16 protein-coding genes are annotated in these 15,810 nt (G+C 45.7%); 2 read left to right on the forward strand and 14 right to left on the reverse strand.

The features are described from left to right. The first annotated feature begins 87 nt into the window (after nt 1-87). Entirely contained in the window at nt 88-1,749 is a 1,662-nt protein-coding gene (locus ACF8CV_RS04720) for an electron transfer flavoprotein-ubiquinone oxidoreductase (RefSeq protein ID WP_140071907.1), read from the forward strand. Nucleotides 1,750-1,816: 67 nt separating this feature from the next. Here ACF8CV_RS04720 and ACF8CV_RS04725 read toward each other — a convergent pair whose 3' ends face one another. After that, nucleotides 1,817-2,464 carry a glutathione S-transferase family protein gene (locus ACF8CV_RS04725; RefSeq protein ID WP_025556617.1) on the reverse strand — a complete coding sequence of 216 codons (648 nt, stop codon included), beginning with the start codon at nt 2,462-2,464 and terminating at the stop codon, nt 1,817-1,819. Nucleotides 2,465-2,592: 128 nt separating this feature from the next. On the opposite strand from ACF8CV_RS04725, the gene ACF8CV_RS04730 reads away from it, so the two are divergent. Continuing rightward, nucleotides 2,593-3,426: a LysR family transcriptional regulator gene (locus ACF8CV_RS04730; RefSeq protein WP_025556619.1), complete on the forward strand. Its 834-nt coding sequence runs from the start codon at nt 2,593-2,595 to the stop codon at nt 3,424-3,426. 15 nt (nt 3,427-3,441) lie between these two features. Here ACF8CV_RS04730 and ACF8CV_RS04735 read toward each other — a convergent pair whose 3' ends face one another. The 13 genes from ACF8CV_RS04735 to cyoB form a co-directional block, all read right to left on the reverse strand. Further along, entirely contained in the window at nt 3,442-4,014 is a 573-nt protein-coding gene (locus ACF8CV_RS04735; protein WP_070226390.1) for a protocatechuate 3,4-dioxygenase, read from the reverse strand. A 169-nt stretch (nt 4,015-4,183) separates the two neighbouring features. Further along, nucleotides 4,184-4,852 carry an arginine ABC transporter permease ArtM gene (gene artM, locus ACF8CV_RS04740; RefSeq protein WP_020842245.1) on the reverse strand — a complete coding sequence of 223 codons (669 nt, stop codon included), beginning with the start codon at nt 4,850-4,852 and terminating at the stop codon, nt 4,184-4,186. Continuing rightward, on the reverse strand, nt 4,849-5,538 hold the full coding sequence (artQ, locus tag ACF8CV_RS04745; protein ID WP_070226391.1) for an arginine ABC transporter permease ArtQ: 690 nt from the start codon (nt 5,536-5,538) through the stop codon (nt 4,849-4,851). The genes artM and artQ overlap by 4 nt, the downstream gene beginning before the upstream one ends. A gap of 1 nt (nt 5,539) precedes the next feature. Next, nucleotides 5,540-6,283: an arginine ABC transporter substrate-binding protein gene (locus ACF8CV_RS04750; protein ID WP_017448107.1), complete on the reverse strand. Its 744-nt coding sequence runs from the start codon at nt 6,281-6,283 to the stop codon at nt 5,540-5,542. 88 nt (nt 6,284-6,371) lie between these two features. Further along, complete coding sequence (artP, locus tag ACF8CV_RS04755; RefSeq protein WP_079720406.1) at nt 6,372-7,100, reverse strand: arginine ABC transporter ATP-binding protein ArtP; 729 nt, start codon at nt 7,098-7,100, stop codon at nt 6,372-6,374. Between the two features lie 348 nt (nt 7,101-7,448). Next, nucleotides 7,449-8,834 carry an FAD-binding oxidoreductase gene (locus ACF8CV_RS04760; protein ID WP_138937343.1) on the reverse strand — a complete coding sequence of 462 codons (1,386 nt, stop codon included), beginning with the start codon at nt 8,832-8,834 and terminating at the stop codon, nt 7,449-7,451. A gap of 501 nt (nt 8,835-9,335) precedes the next feature. Beyond that, nucleotides 9,336-10,439 carry an NADH:flavin oxidoreductase gene (locus ACF8CV_RS04765; protein ID WP_023585042.1) on the reverse strand — a complete coding sequence of 368 codons (1,104 nt, stop codon included), beginning with the start codon at nt 10,437-10,439 and terminating at the stop codon, nt 9,336-9,338. A 268-nt stretch (nt 10,440-10,707) separates the two neighbouring features. Further along, nucleotides 10,708-11,034: a hypothetical protein gene (locus ACF8CV_RS04770; RefSeq protein WP_020835103.1), complete on the reverse strand. Its 327-nt coding sequence runs from the start codon at nt 11,032-11,034 to the stop codon at nt 10,708-10,710. Next, nucleotides 11,018-11,533, reverse strand: coding sequence for a hypothetical protein (locus tag ACF8CV_RS04775; RefSeq protein WP_045602988.1), 516 nt, complete (start codon nt 11,531-11,533; stop codon nt 11,018-11,020). The genes ACF8CV_RS04770 and ACF8CV_RS04775 overlap by 17 nt, the downstream gene beginning before the upstream one ends. A gap of 462 nt (nt 11,534-11,995) precedes the next feature. Beyond that, nucleotides 11,996-12,910 carry a heme o synthase gene (gene cyoE / locus ACF8CV_RS04780; protein ID WP_196216431.1) on the reverse strand — a complete coding sequence of 305 codons (915 nt, stop codon included), beginning with the start codon at nt 12,908-12,910 and terminating at the stop codon, nt 11,996-11,998. After that, nucleotides 12,871-13,182, reverse strand: coding sequence for a cytochrome o ubiquinol oxidase subunit IV (cyoD, locus tag ACF8CV_RS04785; protein ID WP_005455698.1), 312 nt, complete (start codon nt 13,180-13,182; stop codon nt 12,871-12,873). Before cyoD ends, cyoE begins: the two co-directional genes overlap by 40 nt. Then, a complete protein-coding gene (cyoC, locus tag ACF8CV_RS04790) occupies nt 13,182-13,784 on the reverse strand; it encodes a cytochrome o ubiquinol oxidase subunit III (protein ID WP_138937345.1) in 603 nt (200 codons plus the stop codon). Before cyoC ends, cyoD begins: the two co-directional genes overlap by 1 nt. After that, on the reverse strand, nt 13,774-15,810 hold the full coding sequence (gene cyoB / locus ACF8CV_RS04795) for a cytochrome o ubiquinol oxidase subunit I (RefSeq protein ID WP_138937346.1): 2,037 nt from the start codon (nt 15,808-15,810) through the stop codon (nt 13,774-13,776). The genes cyoC and cyoB overlap by 11 nt, the downstream gene beginning before the upstream one ends.

Below are 15,810 nucleotides of genomic sequence, written 5' to 3' on the forward strand. Positions count from 1 at the left end.
AATTCACGTTTACGTTAACTGAGCTATAGTTTTCTATATAAACGAAAAATGTCACCCAGATGACGAAAATAAAAAGGAAGCACAAAAATGGAACGTGAATGCATGGAGTTTGATGTGGTGATCGTCGGAGCTGGCCCTGCGGGGTTAAGTGCAGCATGTCGATTAGCACAGTTGAACCAAGATCGTGAAGGCGAAGCGCTGTCAATTTGTGTGGTAGAAAAAGGCTCTGAGGTCGGCGCACATATATTATCTGGCGCGGTATTTGAAACTCGCGCCTTAGACGAGCTTTTCCCAGATTGGAAGGAAATGGGAGCGCCCGTTTCAGCCCCCGTTCAACATGATGATGTTCTCTATCTAACAACGGAGCTTAATCATATACGTGTGCCCCACTTCCTCACGCCTAAACCCATGCATAATGACGAAAACAATCACGTTATTAGCCTTGCTAATCTGTGTCGCTGGCTTGCTACTCAAGCTGAGCAGCTCGGCGTTGAAGTATTTCCTGGTTTTGCCGCTGCGAGCGTTAACTACGATGAATCAGGTGCCGTTACTGGAATCACCACCAGCGATATGGGGCTGGATAAAAACGGACAAGAGAAAGCCAATTTCGAACCGGGCATTGAGCTTAAAGCCAAATGCACGCTGTTTGCTGAAGGGTGCCGTGGGCATTTAGGAAAAGAGCTCATTCGTCATTTCGATTTGGATGCGGGCAAACAACCTCAGCATTACGCATTAGGCTTGAAAGAGATTTGGGAACTGCCGGCTGATGCGAAAGATTTTACTGGCAACGTCATCCACTCCGCCGGTTGGCCATTGAGCGAAACCAACACAACTGGTGGTGGATTCCTCTATCACATGGAAAACCGCCAAATTGCGGTTGGGTTGATTGTCGATCTTAACTATCGCAATCCCCACTTGAGCCCATTCGATGAGTTTCAGCGCTTTAAACACCACCCTGCAATCAAACAATACCTAAAAGGGTCACAGCGTATCGCTTATGGCGCAAGAGCCATCGCAAAAGGTGGGTTATCTTCTTTACCGAAACAACAATTCCCCGGCGGTTTATTAATTGGCTGTGATGCAGGAACACTTAACGTTGCGAAGATAAAAGGCAGCCACACCGCGATGAAATCAGGCTTACTAGCAGCAGAAGCCATTCATCAAGCATTACAAGACTCAAGGTGTGAACCTGATTATCAAACGCGATTTGAAGCCTCTTGGCTGTACGATGAACTCGCCGAAACGCGTAACTTTGGAGCGAACCTGCATAAGTTCGGTAGCCTGTTTGGCGGAGCTCTTTCTACCTTCGAGCACAACTTGTGGCTTCCTCTGATTAAAAAGCCAATACCGTGGACAGTGAAAGACCATTCCCACGATCACGAACAGTTAAAACCCCAAAATGAATGCCCGCCGATTGAGTATCCAAAACCGGATGGAGAAATCAGCTTTGATAAACCATCTTCGGTGTTTTTATCCGGCACACAACATGAAGAAAACCAACCGTGCCATCTTGTTTTGACTTATCCTCATATCCCCATCGATGTGCACCTCGGGTTGTTTGATGAGCCAAGCCAGCGTTACTGCCCTGCCGGGGTTTACGAAGTGGTCGAAATTGATGGGAAAGTGAAGTTTCAAATCAACGCCGCGAACTGCGTACATTGTAAAACGTGCGATATAAAAGATCCGTCACAAAACATTACGTGGAAGACGCCTGAAGGCGGTGGCGGGCCTAATTATCAGAGTATGTAGTCAATGGAGCATGATAGCACCGTGTCTATCATGCTCTGTCTTTCAAGGGTGAAACAAAATCGAGGACTTAAACCTCTACTCCTGCTTCATCTTCTTCCACAATATCTGTTTCTTGACTTGCTTCCGCTAGCCACTTTTGCACCGCATGGCTTGCTAGCACTTTTTGCTGGTAAGCTTTAGCGCCTTGGGACAATTCAATGCCATAAGTTTCAAAGCGCAACGCAACCGGTGCATACATAGCATCGGCAATCGACCACTCTCCAAACAAAAAAGCGTCTGGGAACTTTGCCATTTGCTCAGACCAAATTGCGTCTATGCGTGCAATATCCTTTAGTGCTCCATCGCTCAGACCTACTTTTCGACGTGCGCGACAGTTCATCGGTAACTCGTTTCTCAAATCAAAAAAGCCCGAATGCATTTCAGCCGAAATCGCGCGCGCTTTCGCTTTGTCCGCTACATGGCTCGGCCACGCCTTTCCCTGTAGGTACTGCTCGTTCACATATTCCAAAATCGCTAAGGAATCCCAAACCGTGACTTCGCCATCAACCAATGTTGGCACTTTGGCCGTTGGTGTTACGCTCGCCAGCTTGTCGTAGAAGTCTTCAGTAAACAGCGTTAGCTTAGTCACATCCACTTTTAAATCGTATTGAGAAAAAATGAGCCACGCTCGCAATGACCAACTTGAGTAGTTTTGATTTCCGATAAAGAGTTGCATTGTTGCCTCCATGCCAAATGGTGTTGTTATTAATTAAAGCGTGAAATCACAATATCTGATTGTTTTATTTCAAACTAACGGATAGTTTTGATGGGATACTTCAACAAAAACGATGGATAGAAAAGAATATGGATATTGACGCGCTGCGCAGCTTTCTTGCGTTTGTTGAAACAGGTAGCTTCACTCGTGCTGCAAAACAAATCAATCGCACCCAATCCGCGTTTAGTGCTCAAATGCGAAAGCTTGAAGATGAACTCCATGTCAGCTTATTCGAAAAGGAAGGTCGCAACCTAGTACTGAGCGAAGCGGGTATGTCACTTCGTGCGCATGCAGAGCAACTCGTAAGTTTGCACAATCAAGCCGTCAAGCAAGTAAAACGCTACGAAAACAAACGCCCACTGCGTTTAGGATGTCCAGAAGACTATAACGATAGTCTGCTGCCGAAACTCATCCGCGTATTGCAGCAAACCGAACCGACCTGCTCTATCCAGGTGTACAGTGAGCCAAGCGTGACGCTCCGCGAATGGCTAGATGAAGGCAAATTAGACGCCGCCATCGTGACTCGTGCACCCGATAGCGAAGAAGGATACTGGCTCGCAAGTGATAGAGGCGTGTGGATCAGTCACCCCGATTTCACTATCGACGAATCACAGCCAATCCCTCTCGCGCTATTTCAAACCGATTGTAAATACCACGCCGCCGCTATTAATGCGCTGACCAAAAGAGGAACGCCATATCAACTCTTAGCTTGCTGTAACACCTCTTCTGCTCAACGAGCCATTGTTCGCTCTGGCATGGCGATTGGCGCAATGGGAAGAATCAGTGTCACAGATGATCTGAAGATCTTAGAAGATTTGCCTCCACTACCGTCGGTGGATATTGTTTTGGTGACTGGTGTCGAAACTCATCCCATACTAGACAAAGAATGCTTGTCGCAGTTGGCTGAGTTGATGCCTTGCTAGCGAACATCAAACAGATTAAGCAATCACGAAATCGAACGTTCCGACAATTCGCCGATCAATATTTACCGGCTCAAACTGTAAATGGTCGCGGGCTTTACCACCCCACCATTCGTTCCCTGTTTGTCCTTTCAAATAGAGTTGGGTGGTCAACAATTCGTGGTCGCCACGCCACAGTTTGACGTGAATGTGAGGAGGTCTTGAGCTGTATGGGACAGGAAACAGCGTTTGGAAAAGATAGCGTCCATCTTCTTCAGTTACTGTCGCGCCAAAACCTGAAAAACTTGGGTCAAACTTGTTTTGGCTGGGTTGATTCGGATGGTCATAAATCCCTTGGCCATCACACTGCCAAATTTCTATTTTTACGCCAGAGATAGGACGACCAAACACATCCAACACTTTACCTTGCAATGTTATCGCCTCTCCGATCAAAGTATCCGGTTTCAATACTAGGTTTTGGCGAAGCGGAATCTTCACCACGGGATAAAATGGACCTTCGGTCTGAGAGGGCGTCGGACGCATAGAGCTTTCCGCTTTAAGAAATGGCGCAAACATCAATGTCCATAACGCAAGAAAATGTCGTCGTTCCATGTTACTACCCAGAAAAATCTACTCACTTAAGTTTGGTAAAGATGCGCAGTTTTCCACTTCCGGGTAAAACAAGAGAAGAGAAATAAAAAATGCCCCTACCAGAGAGTCAGTCGCAGAGGCATGGTGAAATTGAAGATGTGATGAACTTAAATCAACAATGGTTTCGTATTTATACGGCTTCAAAAGCCAGAGCTTTTTTCTCAACTTGGCGGAAGATAAGCGTCAGAATCCCGTTCACGCTCAGATAAAACGCGCCTGCTACACCGAAGACCATTAATGTATCGTAGGTTTGAGCATTAATGCGCTGAGCATAGCCCATCAAGTCCATGATGGTGATGGTGCTCGCCAAAGACGTGCCTTTGAACACCAAAATCACTTCGTTTGAGTAAGCAGGTACCGCGCGGCGAATCGCATAAGGAAGTAACACACGTAACGTGGCACTTTTGTTCATACCCAGCGCACGACACGCTTGCCATTGACCTGAAGGAATAGCATTAAACGCGCCTTTAAAAAGCTGAGTACTGTACGCGGCAGTATTTAATGCCAACGCTAACATGGCACAGAACCAAGGTTGGCTCAGCCAAGTCCACAGCACACTCTCTCTAACTGCATCAAATTGACCCGGACCGTAGTAGACCAAGAAAATCTGAACCAGCAACGGTGTCCCAGTAAACAGAGTGATGATGCCACGGCTTACCCAGTGCAAACCCGGAGTGCGTAGAATCAACGTCAAGGTCATCAATAGTGCAAGAATACAGCCGACAGCCAAAGACGCAGCCGTTAATTGAAGGCTAGTGCCTAAACCATCCAGCATTTGCCATACATGTTGTTCGTTCATGCGTTTGCCTCCTGCCCCATACTCATGCCTTGGATTGAGAATTTCTTATCAATCACTTTGACCACGCGCTGCGTGATAAGCGTGATCACTAAGTAAATCGCCGCTGCCGTCGCATACCAAGTAAACGCTTCGTGCGTTGCTGCCGACGTAAGCTGAGCTTGTTTCAGCAGATCCGTCACGCCAATCAAAGAAACCAGCGCCGTGTCTTTTAGCAAAACCAACCATTGGTTGGTTAAACCAGGAAGCGCATGTCGCACGGCTTGTGGCAACACAATGCGCACAAACGCGTGAAACTGACTGATACCGAGTGCGCTTGCAGCTTCTCTCTGTCCTCTGCCTACGGCGTTTAATGCGCCGCGCAGAGTTTGAGAAGCATAGGAAGCGAAGATCAACGATAACGCCACCACACCAGACAAAAACGGGCTAACCTCAATAAAGTCTCCGGTGATTAAAAACAGAACCTGAGTCGAACCAAAATAGATGAACAACACGACAAGGATTTCTGGCAAGCCTCGCACCACCGTAACAAACGCCGTTGTAGGCCATTTCACGAATACGCGACGAGACATTTCACCACTGGCGAACACCACTGCCAGAATTAAACCGACTAAAAGGCTTGTGAAGGCTAGCTGAACCGTCATCCAGCTAGCTTGTACAAGCGATAAAGAGTAACCCGTTAACGCCATATTACTTACCGAAGTACTTGTTGTAGATTGCGTCGTATTCGCCGTTCGCTTTCACGGCTTCTAGCGCTGTGTTTAGCTTGTTCACAAGTTCATCGTTGCCTTTGTTTACTGCGATACCAAAACCATTACCGAAGTATTTAGGATTCGTAACGCGCTCACCAACGTACGCAAGGTTGTCTTCCTTCTTGAACCACTCCGCCACTACCGCTGTGTCACCAAATACAGAATCAATACGGCCATTCTTCATGTCGATGAAAGCATCTTGGTAGCTTGAGTAAGGAACCGACGTTACACCCGGCATTTGCTCGATAAGGTAACTTTGGTGAGTTGAACCGTTTTGAACGCCTACACGCTTACCCTCTAACGCGTTTTGGTCAGCGACTTTGTCTTTGATAGAAACAAACGCTGCCGAGTTGTCGTAGTAAGCATGCGAGAAATTGACTTGCTCAAGACGCGCTTCAGTAATGTCCATTGCAGAAATAGCCGCATCATAACGTTTGAATTTTAATGCAGGGATCAAGCTATCGAAAGATTGGTTGTGGAAGCTACATTTTGCTTCCATTTCTTTACATAGAGCATTCGCCAGATCCACATCGAAACCTTGGATTTGATTGTTCTCATCCATGTATTCGAATGGCGCGTAGGTCGCCTCCATCGCGAATTTGATTTCATCTTGTGCCACTGCGTTTGCTGCCACATTTGCAGAAATAAGGCCGATTAGTGAAGTTAGTAGAATCTTTTTCATTGCAATACTCCGTGTGTACGTCTTGGGCTGACACTCGCAATGACAGCCGAGCTTATCTGTTAGTTGACTGAATTTATTGGTGTTGTTTTTAGTGCTTTAGATAATCAGCAAACTGTGTGGTTTGCGGGTTAGCAAAAGCGTCGTGCGTACCATGCTCTACGATGTGTCCTTTCTCGAGGTACAGAACGTGGCTAGCAATCTTCTTAGCAAAATCGACCTCATGCGTCACTACGACTTGGGTGATGCCAGTTTCGCTTAAATCTTTAATAATCTTAACGACTTGGTTCGTAATTTCAGGATCAAGAGCTGCGGTCGGTTCATCAAAAAGCAAGACTTCCGGTTTCATCATCAATGCACGAGCAATCGCCACACGTTGTTGCTGACCACCAGATAGCTGCATCGGCCATGCGTCAGCCTTATCAGCCAAATGCAACGTAGACAAAATTTGGATAGCTTGGGTTTTAGCTTCTTCTTTATCCATTCCAGACACTTTAATAGGCGCTTCAATCAAGTTCTCCATGACCGTCATGTGAGGCCACAAGTTGTATTGCTGAAATACCATGCCCACTTTACGGCGAAGCGCTAAACCTTGCTTTTCTTTGATTTCAGCCGAGAAATCAAAGACGTCATTAGCGATGTTTAGCTTGCCGTTATCCGCCCCTTCCAAAAGGTTTAGAACACGTAATAAAGAACTCTTCCCCGCGCCGCTTGGGCCCAGTAACACTAGCGTTTCACCGTTTTCACAATTGAAACTCACATCGTGAAGAACTTGTGTGTCACCGTAGGATTTGTTGATTCCGCTTACCTGAATACTCATGCTGCAATACCGCATTAATTGTCACTTGGCATTCATATTACCAACAAAGAGTTTTTATGCAATAAAAATGTATAAAAATTTAATTTGTTAACTTTTTGTATAAGAAACAAACAGCGAGATAGAGAATATGACTGGTTTGATGAGTGTGGTTTTTACAGAATTTGTTGATCAAAAAGGCCAGCTTACTTGCTGGCACTTATCTAACCTTGCATATATCGATAACCCCCAGAAAATTATGAAATAGTTCAGGATTAAATACCGGACAAGAATACGTAGCTTTGACCGTGGCTACGTATTCTTGAGTTACCAAACAGATACAACATAACGAAGAACAGAATATCGAGTCACTCACTCTGGCTTGATGTTCTGATTCATTCTGAACAAGTTATTTGGATCAAACTTCTTCTTCACTTCTTGTAAGCGCGCATACGTTGGGCCATATGCGGATTCAGTGCGTTCGGCTTCATCTTGCGTTAAGAAGTTAATGTACGCACCGCCACTGGCATACGGTTTGGTTTTGGCAAAAAAGTCTCTCGCCCACGCGATACAAGCTTGGTCATCTTCTGCGGCGTCCCATCTTCCGTGCACATTTAATACGTAATTAGCGTCACGGCTAGAATAAGCCATAGATTCAGGTTCTGGTCTAGATGCCGCGCAGCCAAGAGAGGCGATAAAAATCTCGCATTGAGGCGATGGCAACTTCCCTGCGTATTCTATCGCCGCATCAATGACACCTTCGCTTAGCGAGTTAAAGTTATGCGATTTCCAATAGTTACGTGCGCCCGGAGTAAGCAAGGGATCAAACGCTTGTTGCCATGCAGCAAATGGTTGTACGCCAACATGCTCACCATGTGCGTCACCAAAATCTCTGAGTGGAGCAATAAGCTTTTCACCCTCGGATGGGTCGCCTGCATAACATATCGCCAGTACGACAACTTCTTTACCGTGAACGCTTTCAGGTAAGAATGGGAGTGGCGGTGCTTTACGACTCACCATCCACACACTTAACTCTTCTGGTGCAGATTCGGTGAATTTTGCAAACTGCGTGATGATCGATTTAGCTTGATCAAACGGGAAGACAATCAAACCACTCAGTACTTCAGGGCCAACGGGATGCAATTGGAATTCAAACTGCGTAACAATGCCAAAATTACCGCCGCCTCCGCGCAGCGCCCAGAAAAGATCCTCGTTTTCTGTTTCACTGGCAAGCAATTGGCGTCCGTCGGCAGTAACGACGTTAGCAGAGACTAAGTTATCTATCGTCATACCGTATTTACGGCTCAACCAACCAAAACCACCACCTAAAGTAAGACCAGCAATACCAGTGGTAGAGTTAATTCCTACCGGGGTCGCTAACCCGTGTTTTTGAGTGGCTTCGTCTAAGTCGCCTAAGGTACAGCCCGGCTCAACAAACGCTCTCTTGGCATTTTCATCAACTCGGACTTGGGTAAGGAGCGACAGGTCGATCATGACCCCATTATCACAGACAGCGTTGCCCGCAATATTGTGTCCCCCACCTCGTACAGAAAGTAGCTGACCATTGTCTCGCGCAAAGTTAACCGCCATCACAACGTCATCTGTCGACTTACAGCGAGCAATCAAACTCGGCTTGCGATCAATCATGCCATTCCAGATTTGGCGAACTTCATCGTAATTAGATTCGGTAGGTAAAACGACGTCACCTTGAAAGTGACTTTTGAAATGTTCAATGGTTGTGTTTTCTAAACTCTTCATATTAGTTGCCTCTCACGTTTTACATGAGCGCTTGTAAAAAGTGATGCAACTACGAGCTTGTACAAGCTTCCTCACTGTTAAACGTGACGTTTTAGTAGTCATTTTCTAGTAAACAACACACGCATCAACACAAACCGCATTCGAGCGTCATCATTCACTTCCGGCACAAGCTTGGAAACCTAAAGTGCAGAATCAGCAATCCATTGAGCGTTCAATATTGCAGATCCTTTACCTTGTCCTCGTGCCTAGTTTGAAATAAAAACGCTTAAAGTTTAGAACGCCATTGAGTTTCATCTATGAAACACTGTCTTATTATTGATACTTTTGACGATTAATATTATTCCCATTTTTTATCAATGAGTTGGAATTAAAAAATCGATAGGACTTAGTTGATGAGAAAAGCCAAACCAAAACGCAGCTGTCGAGTGTTTATGATAATACGGCCATAAAACAAAGCCTCCTTCGATACGAGGAGGCTTCTTCATTGGTTATGTAAACTCACTAACTGCGGCGGTTTCGGTTCTTATATACCACGCAGAAGTTGCCGCGCTTAGTTCGGCATTTAGAGCAGCGTTCACAGTCTACTGGTGCGCGATTGCCTTCTTTCCAACGTTTAATCAACTGTGGCTCAGCGAGTAGAGGACGTGAAACAGCAAAAAACTGGATGTTGGTATTCTCAGCAATGTTCTCGATCGCATCAATATCGCGTAACCCGCCAACCGTAATCACGGGGATATGAATATCTTGACTGATCACTTGCCCGTATTCGTGAAAATAGCCTTCTTCTTGCAGTGTGCAACCATCGAATCTTTCACCGACAAGTTCGTTTGCTTTGCCGTGAATGTTGCCTGAGACGATGATCGCATCAACGCCCACTTCTTCGAGTTTCTTACATACGATGCGTGTTTCATCGAATGTTAAACCGCCGTCAAAAAATTCTGTCGCGGTCAGCTTCACAAGAATTGGAAACGCATCCCCCACCAACATTCTGGTTTCAGAATAAATTTCCAAAAGCAAACGCATACGATTTTCTAAGCTGCCTCCGTATTCGTCTTCGCGTCGGTTGTAGTACGGGCTTAAAAACTGGTTGATTAAGTAAGTGTGCGCGGCATGAATCTCGACACCGTCAAAACCGGCTTCTTGAGCTCGTTTACTCGCTAATGCAAATGCTTTTACGATGTAGTCGATTTCATCCTTCGTCATCGCTTTGCCTTGAGTATTCGTGCCGCGCTCAGGCACATCACTCGGTGCAAAAATCACGCGCTCACCGACGTTGTAGGTGGTTTTAGTACCGCCATAAGCAATTTGCATCACAATTTTAGAATCGTACTGATGAACCAGTTCTGTGAGCTTTTTGTATTCTTCGATGAAAGAGTCGTTGTAAATACCCATCATCCCTGCGTTGGGCTTTTCTTCTTCAACGATATTGGCGTAACCTGTGACGATTAGCCCGACTTCACCTTTAGCAAGCTCTTCGTAAATATCGTAAAGCTTTGCCGTCATGTGGCCATCTTCAGTCGCCATATTTTCCCACGTTGCGCTACGCACAAAGCGGTTCTTTAGGGTCATGCTGCCAATGCGGGCTTCGGAAAACAAAATACTCAAAACCAGTCCTCTTAATTCGTTTTTATTGTTTGACGCGTTTGTAAATCAACAAGAACGAAAAAGGAACAGCGATACATACTGCATGGCTGTTCCTTCTCTGAATCCTTGAGACTTAACATCAACAAGGCGCACCTTACTGTTTTGGGGAGGACAAAACTTTAATCTGGGTTAAGGTTTGGTGGGATGAGTCTTAATACAACAGAATATTGGGTGGAAATAGTTTAGGAGAAGCGCCAAGCCGAGTAAGCCCTTCTCCACAAGGCCCGCTCTATAAGCCAGAGGCCTTCATAGCGAATTGAGTTTTCATTTTCAAAGATGCTGGCTTTACACAAAGCACATAGTGTTCTTTATTATTTCGCAATGTCCTAAGCAAACGACCGCGGACCTCAGAAGAAAGCCAACTCATTGGACTTTGTCCCACAGCCATTGGCCTTGGCACCATGTCAATTAGGTCGCTACATTTCTTTGACTCTTCTAGAAGTTTATATGTTAAATCGAACATGTCCGCGTTAACTGGCCATTGATTTGCTTGAGGGCCATATAAACTAATCCAGAATGTCTTTAGGTTTCTCTTTTCTTCAATTGTTAAACTCATTATTTTTCTCCCGAATTGACTGATAAAGGTTTTTAAAAAGCTCATCTGAGCCCAAAAAGGTAAAATGATGTATTAGACTAGTATCTAATATAAAAAGCTGTCCACTTTGGCTTTCAGAATCATAGAACCCTAATATTTCGAGCCCACCTTTAACCTCAATAACTTTATTATCCTTCGTAATACCTAATGTCTCTGATAACTCATTAGAAGCTGCGTTTAACCATTGTGGAAATGAACTGTTTTCCGTAAACTTGAACAGAGATCTAACAAATTCTTTTTCAACACCAGTTAAATCTATGGGAGAAAAAAACTCTTTAGGACTCAGAACTTCATGAGAAATATGGCTATCGCCAAATTTAAATATAAGTATATTACCCGTATGAAGTATTGTTTTTGATAAGGGGACATCGAGCACAACGTTTTGAGATAGATGTAACTCTTGATTTTGTGCAAAGCATTGAAACGAGAGTACTAAGGCTAACAATTTTATAAACTTCATTTTATACACGACTCAGATTTGATTTTATCCAAATCTTCATATGGTAATCTTTTAATGTCTATAAACGTAGAAACTGTTTCTTCGAAATGCGACTAGCCTAATAAATCTCTGTAATTGTTAAATATGTAAGCTAAAATTACTTTTCAATATAAGTTGATTATCAGCCCTAAGTCCATTTTCAATATTAAATCACGTAGTATCCAACCAACTTGTAACTCGATCTGATATTGTTAATTTATCTTGCAAGCCATTGATTTATTAAAATTATGATTTTTAGAGTGCACAGTCAATGAAAGGGAGAAAATAAAAACACAAAAATGGAAATGTATTAATAGATGCAATGAAATAGAGTTAAAGCGAAAATATCCTCTCACTTCAACTCCATGTTTTGACAGTTCCAGAGTTCTATTGCAAAGCACTTTTTGCAGGCATCTAAAACTATGGTTATCCGTTGTCTAGCCTTTAAAGAGCAAGAGGTATCAACTCGACGCCAAGCACACCACTTATCCCCATCACCACCAGCAGCGAGACTTTAAATACCGACTTCGACCACGCGACGTAATTGCTGTCGTCAATGCTGCGAAAGGTTACTTTCGTCCACATAAAGCAAACGACAGCCGCAACCGCTAAGTATTCATAGCCGGCTTCACCAAGTAAAAATAATCCCAACGATACTGCGCCAAAGGCCACCACATACGCTTTCATGTGTCGGTGCGCTTTATGAATACCCTCTTTAACGGGTAAAACCGGAATCCCCGCTTCTCGATAGTCTTGCATACGGAACATCGCAATCGCGTAGGAGTGCGGCATTTGCCATAAGCAGAACATGGTAAACAGCAAAATCGCTTCTAAGCTGATGAAGTTGGTCACCGCCAAGTAGCCCACTAATGGCGGCACGGCGCCAGAGATGCTACCAACGAGAGTGCCGTATACTGAGTTGCGCTTGTACCACATAGTGTAGAAGAACACGTAGTAGACGTAACCGAGCAGCACCACGACCGCCGAAAGCGGATTAACTAATTGGAACAGCAGCGCCGTTCCCACCAGTAACATCGCCAAAGCATAGACAAAGGCGACATCGATGTTGATGTTCCCTTTTACGGTCTCACGATTTTGTGTCCGCGCCATCTTTTGGTCGATATCGCGGTCAAAAATATTGTTCACCGCACAACCTGAAGCAATCACCAGCCCCACGCCAGCCAAGGTTGTTAAAAACAACGTCAGGCTCGCAGGTTCTGATTTTGCGGCGAGGAAGAACCCCGCCGCAACTGAGATCAGGTTGCCGAAAATAATGCCCGGTTTGGTGATAGACAAATAACTTTTCAGCATACCCTTGCCTACAACTTCATGTTGACGTTCATGTTGTAAATAATCCAGATCGAACCGGCAATCAGGATCAGCACAACAATGGCGGTAAACATCAGTGACACCAAATTCCAACGCCCATCTGACGTTTTCGCTTCCATGTGTAGGAAGTACTTAAAGTGCACAAAAATCTGCACCAAAGCACAGGTAAACATCACAACGTAAGTGGTACTCGCTGGCAGCGTTTGCGCCCAGACGAAGTAAAACGGAATCACCGTTAAGATCAGCGACGCAACGAAGCCTTTTACGTAATCCGACGAGCTGGTTTCAACATGTTGGCCCATTACATCACCCCCATTAAGTAAACGATGGTAAAGACACAGATCCAAACAATGTCTAGGAAGTGCCAGAACAGGCTCAAGCAGTTAAAACGCATCGCCATGTTGTCGTTTAGACCTTTGGTAGAAAGCTGATGATAAGCCACCGCCAACCAAATCAGACCAAAGGTCACATGCAAGCCGTGCGTGCCAACCAGCGTAAAGAATGCCGATAGGAACGCACTGGTCTGCGGGCCATAGCCTTCTTTAATCAGGTGATGGAACTCGTAGACTTCCATGCAGATAAAGCCAAGACCGAGCGCAAACGTCACTAGCATCCAGCGCTTGAGACCCGCCACGTTGTTGCGCTTCATCGCGATAATGCCAAAACCGAAAGTGATACTACTAAATAGCAGCAACATGGTTTCGACAAACACGAACGGCAGTTCGAAAATTTCTTTACCTGTAGGACCAGCAATTGAGTTGCTAGACAGCACCGCGTATGTCGCGAACAAAGTCGCAAACAATACGCAGTCACTCATCAGGTAAACCCAAAAACCAAACAGCTTGTTGCCATTCGTGTCATGGTGGTGATCGTGGTCATGATGAGCTGCGACATTAGTTTGCATAGGTCACCTCCAGATCATCGCTGTTTTCGTTGTCTTTCACGGTTCCTTTCTTCGCTTCTTCTAACTGAGCTCGGCGAGCGGCTTCGATCGCTTTGATCTCTTCCACTTCAACGTAGTAATCCACGTCATCGTTGTAGCTGTGCTGAATACACGTCACAACGATACCCACCAAACTTGCTGCCGCTAGCCACCAGATGTACCAGATCATCGCAAAGCCAAAGACCAGCGCCCAAGCCGACACATAAATACCCGTTGCCGTGTTCTTCGGCATATGGATGCGTTCGTATTCCACTTCTTTCATTGGATCGAACTCGCCACTTTGTTTTTGATACCAGAACGCGTCCAGTACATCGCCTTTTGGCAGATGAGCAAAGTTGTAGAACGGCGGAGGTGAAGACGTTGCCCATTCCAATGTACGGCCGCCCCACGGGTCACCCGTTAGGTCACGGTTTTGCTCACGGTCACGAATACTCACGTAGATTTGGATGAACTGAGACAATACGCCCAGAGCGATCACAACCGTGCCCGCCGCCGCAACAGCCAATAGCGGGAAGAATTCCGGGTTGATGTCTTGGCTCAGACGACGGGTCATACCCATAAAGCCCAACGCGTAAAGCGGCAGGAACGCCATCAAGAAACCGACAATCCACAGATAGAATGCGCGTTTGCCCCAAGTTTCATTCATGGTGAAACCGGTCGCTTTCGGGAACCAGTAAGTGATCGCCGCAAAACAGCCGAACACCACACCACCGATAATCACGTTATGAAAGTGTGCGATTAGAAATACAGAGTTATGCAGAACGAAATCCGCCCCCGGTACCGCCATCAGTACGCCCGTCATACCACCAACGGTGAAGGTAATTAGGAAGCCTACTGTCCACATCATCGGTGTGGTAAATCGAATGCGGCCTTTGTACATAGTGAACAGCCAGTTGAAGATCTTCACCCCAGTTGGGATAGAAATGATCATCGTGGCGATGCCGAAGAAGGCATTCACGTTCGCGCCAGAACCCATGGTAAAGAAGTGATGCAGCCAAACCACGAACGCCAAAACAGTGATGACAATCGTCGCCCACACCAGTGAGGTGTAACCAAATAGCTTTTTACGCGAGAAAGTTGCCGTCACTTCTGAGAACACACCAAAGATAGGTAGTACCAAGATGTACACTTCTGGGTGGCCCCATGCCCAAATCAGGTTGACGTACATCATCACGTTGCCGCCAAGATCATTGGTAAAGAAGTGCATGCCCAAGTAACGGTCGAGCGTCAGTAGTGCGATTGTGACAGTCAGAATTGGGAACGAAATGATGATCAGAATGTTGGCACATAGCGACGCCCACGTGAAAACTGGCATCTTCATCATAGGCATTGACGGTGTACGCATACGCAAAATGGTGGCGAAGAAGTTCACACCCGTTAGCGTGGTACCGACACCAGATATCTGCAGCGCCCAAATCCAATAGTCGACCCCGACGCCCGGACTTGCTTCAATGCCAGACAGCGGCGGATACGCCAACCAACCGGTACGACCAAATTCACCTAAGCCCAAAGACATGTTCGTCAGGATGACACCGACAACAAACAGCCAGAAACTTAAGTTATTCAGGTACGGGAAAGCCACGTCACGCGCGCCGATTTGCAGCGGTACGATGATGTTCATCAAACCAATCACGAGCGGCATCGCAACGAAGAAAATCATAATCACGCCATGCGCGGTAAAGATTTGGTCGTAGTGATGAGGCGGCAAGTAACCGGCTTCACCCGCAGAGGAAAGTAGCTGTTGGCTACGCATCATCACTGCGTCCGCAAAGCCACGTACAAGCATCAACATCGCTACAGCGATGTACATGAAGCCAAGTTTTTTGTGGTCTACCGAAGTAAACCATTCATTCCATAGGTATTGCCACTTTCCAGCTTTAGTCACGGCAACCACCACGGCTAATCCCACCAACGCGACGATCGCCAGCGTGATGATGATGATCGGCTCGTGATATGGAATTGAATCCAGAGTTAATCTTCCAAACAT

This window comes from Vibrio sp. zbq_1 (assembly GCF_043102935.1).
GTDB lineage: Bacteria > Pseudomonadota > Gammaproteobacteria > Enterobacterales > Vibrionaceae > Vibrio > Vibrio parahaemolyticus.

Excerpts from the sequence above, each read along its gene's own strand:
- ACF8CV_RS04720 (WP_140071907.1), top strand. The coding sequence starts at position 88 with ATGGAACGTGAATGCATGGAGTTTGATGTGGTGATCGTCGGAGCTGGC.
- ACF8CV_RS04725 (WP_025556617.1), bottom strand. The coding sequence starts at position 2,464 with ATGCAACTCTTTATCGGAAATCAAAACTACTCAAGTTGGTCATTGCGA.
- ACF8CV_RS04730 (WP_025556619.1), top strand. The coding sequence starts at position 2,593 with ATGGATATTGACGCGCTGCGCAGCTTTCTTGCGTTTGTTGAAACAGGT.
- ACF8CV_RS04735 (WP_070226390.1), bottom strand. The coding sequence starts at position 4,014 with ATGGAACGACGACATTTTCTTGCGTTATGGACATTGATGTTTGCGCCA.
- artM (WP_020842245.1), bottom strand. The coding sequence starts at position 4,852 with ATGAACGAACAACATGTATGGCAAATGCTGGATGGTTTAGGCACTAGC.
- artQ (WP_070226391.1), bottom strand. The coding sequence starts at position 5,538 with ATGGCGTTAACGGGTTACTCTTTATCGCTTGTACAAGCTAGCTGGATG.
- ACF8CV_RS04750 (WP_017448107.1), bottom strand. The coding sequence starts at position 6,283 with ATGAAAAAGATTCTACTAACTTCACTAATCGGCCTTATTTCTGCAAAT.
- artP (WP_079720406.1), bottom strand. The coding sequence starts at position 7,100 with ATGAGTATTCAGGTAAGCGGAATCAACAAATCCTACGGTGACACACAA.
- ACF8CV_RS04760 (WP_138937343.1), bottom strand. The coding sequence starts at position 8,834 with ATGAAGAGTTTAGAAAACACAACCATTGAACATTTCAAAAGTCACTTT.
- ACF8CV_RS04770 (WP_020835103.1), bottom strand. The coding sequence starts at position 11,034 with ATGAGTTTAACAATTGAAGAAAAGAGAAACCTAAAGACATTCTGGATT.
- ACF8CV_RS04775 (WP_045602988.1), bottom strand. The coding sequence starts at position 11,533 with ATGAAGTTTATAAAATTGTTAGCCTTAGTACTCTCGTTTCAATGCTTT.
- cyoD (WP_005455698.1), bottom strand. The coding sequence starts at position 13,182 with ATGGGCCAACATGTTGAAACCAGCTCGTCGGATTACGTAAAAGGCTTC.
- cyoC (WP_138937345.1), bottom strand. The coding sequence starts at position 13,784 with ATGCAAACTAATGTCGCAGCTCATCATGACCACGATCACCACCATGAC.
- cyoB (WP_138937346.1), bottom strand. The coding sequence starts at position 15,810 with ATGTTTGGAAGATTAACTCTGGATTCAATTCCATATCACGAGCCGATC.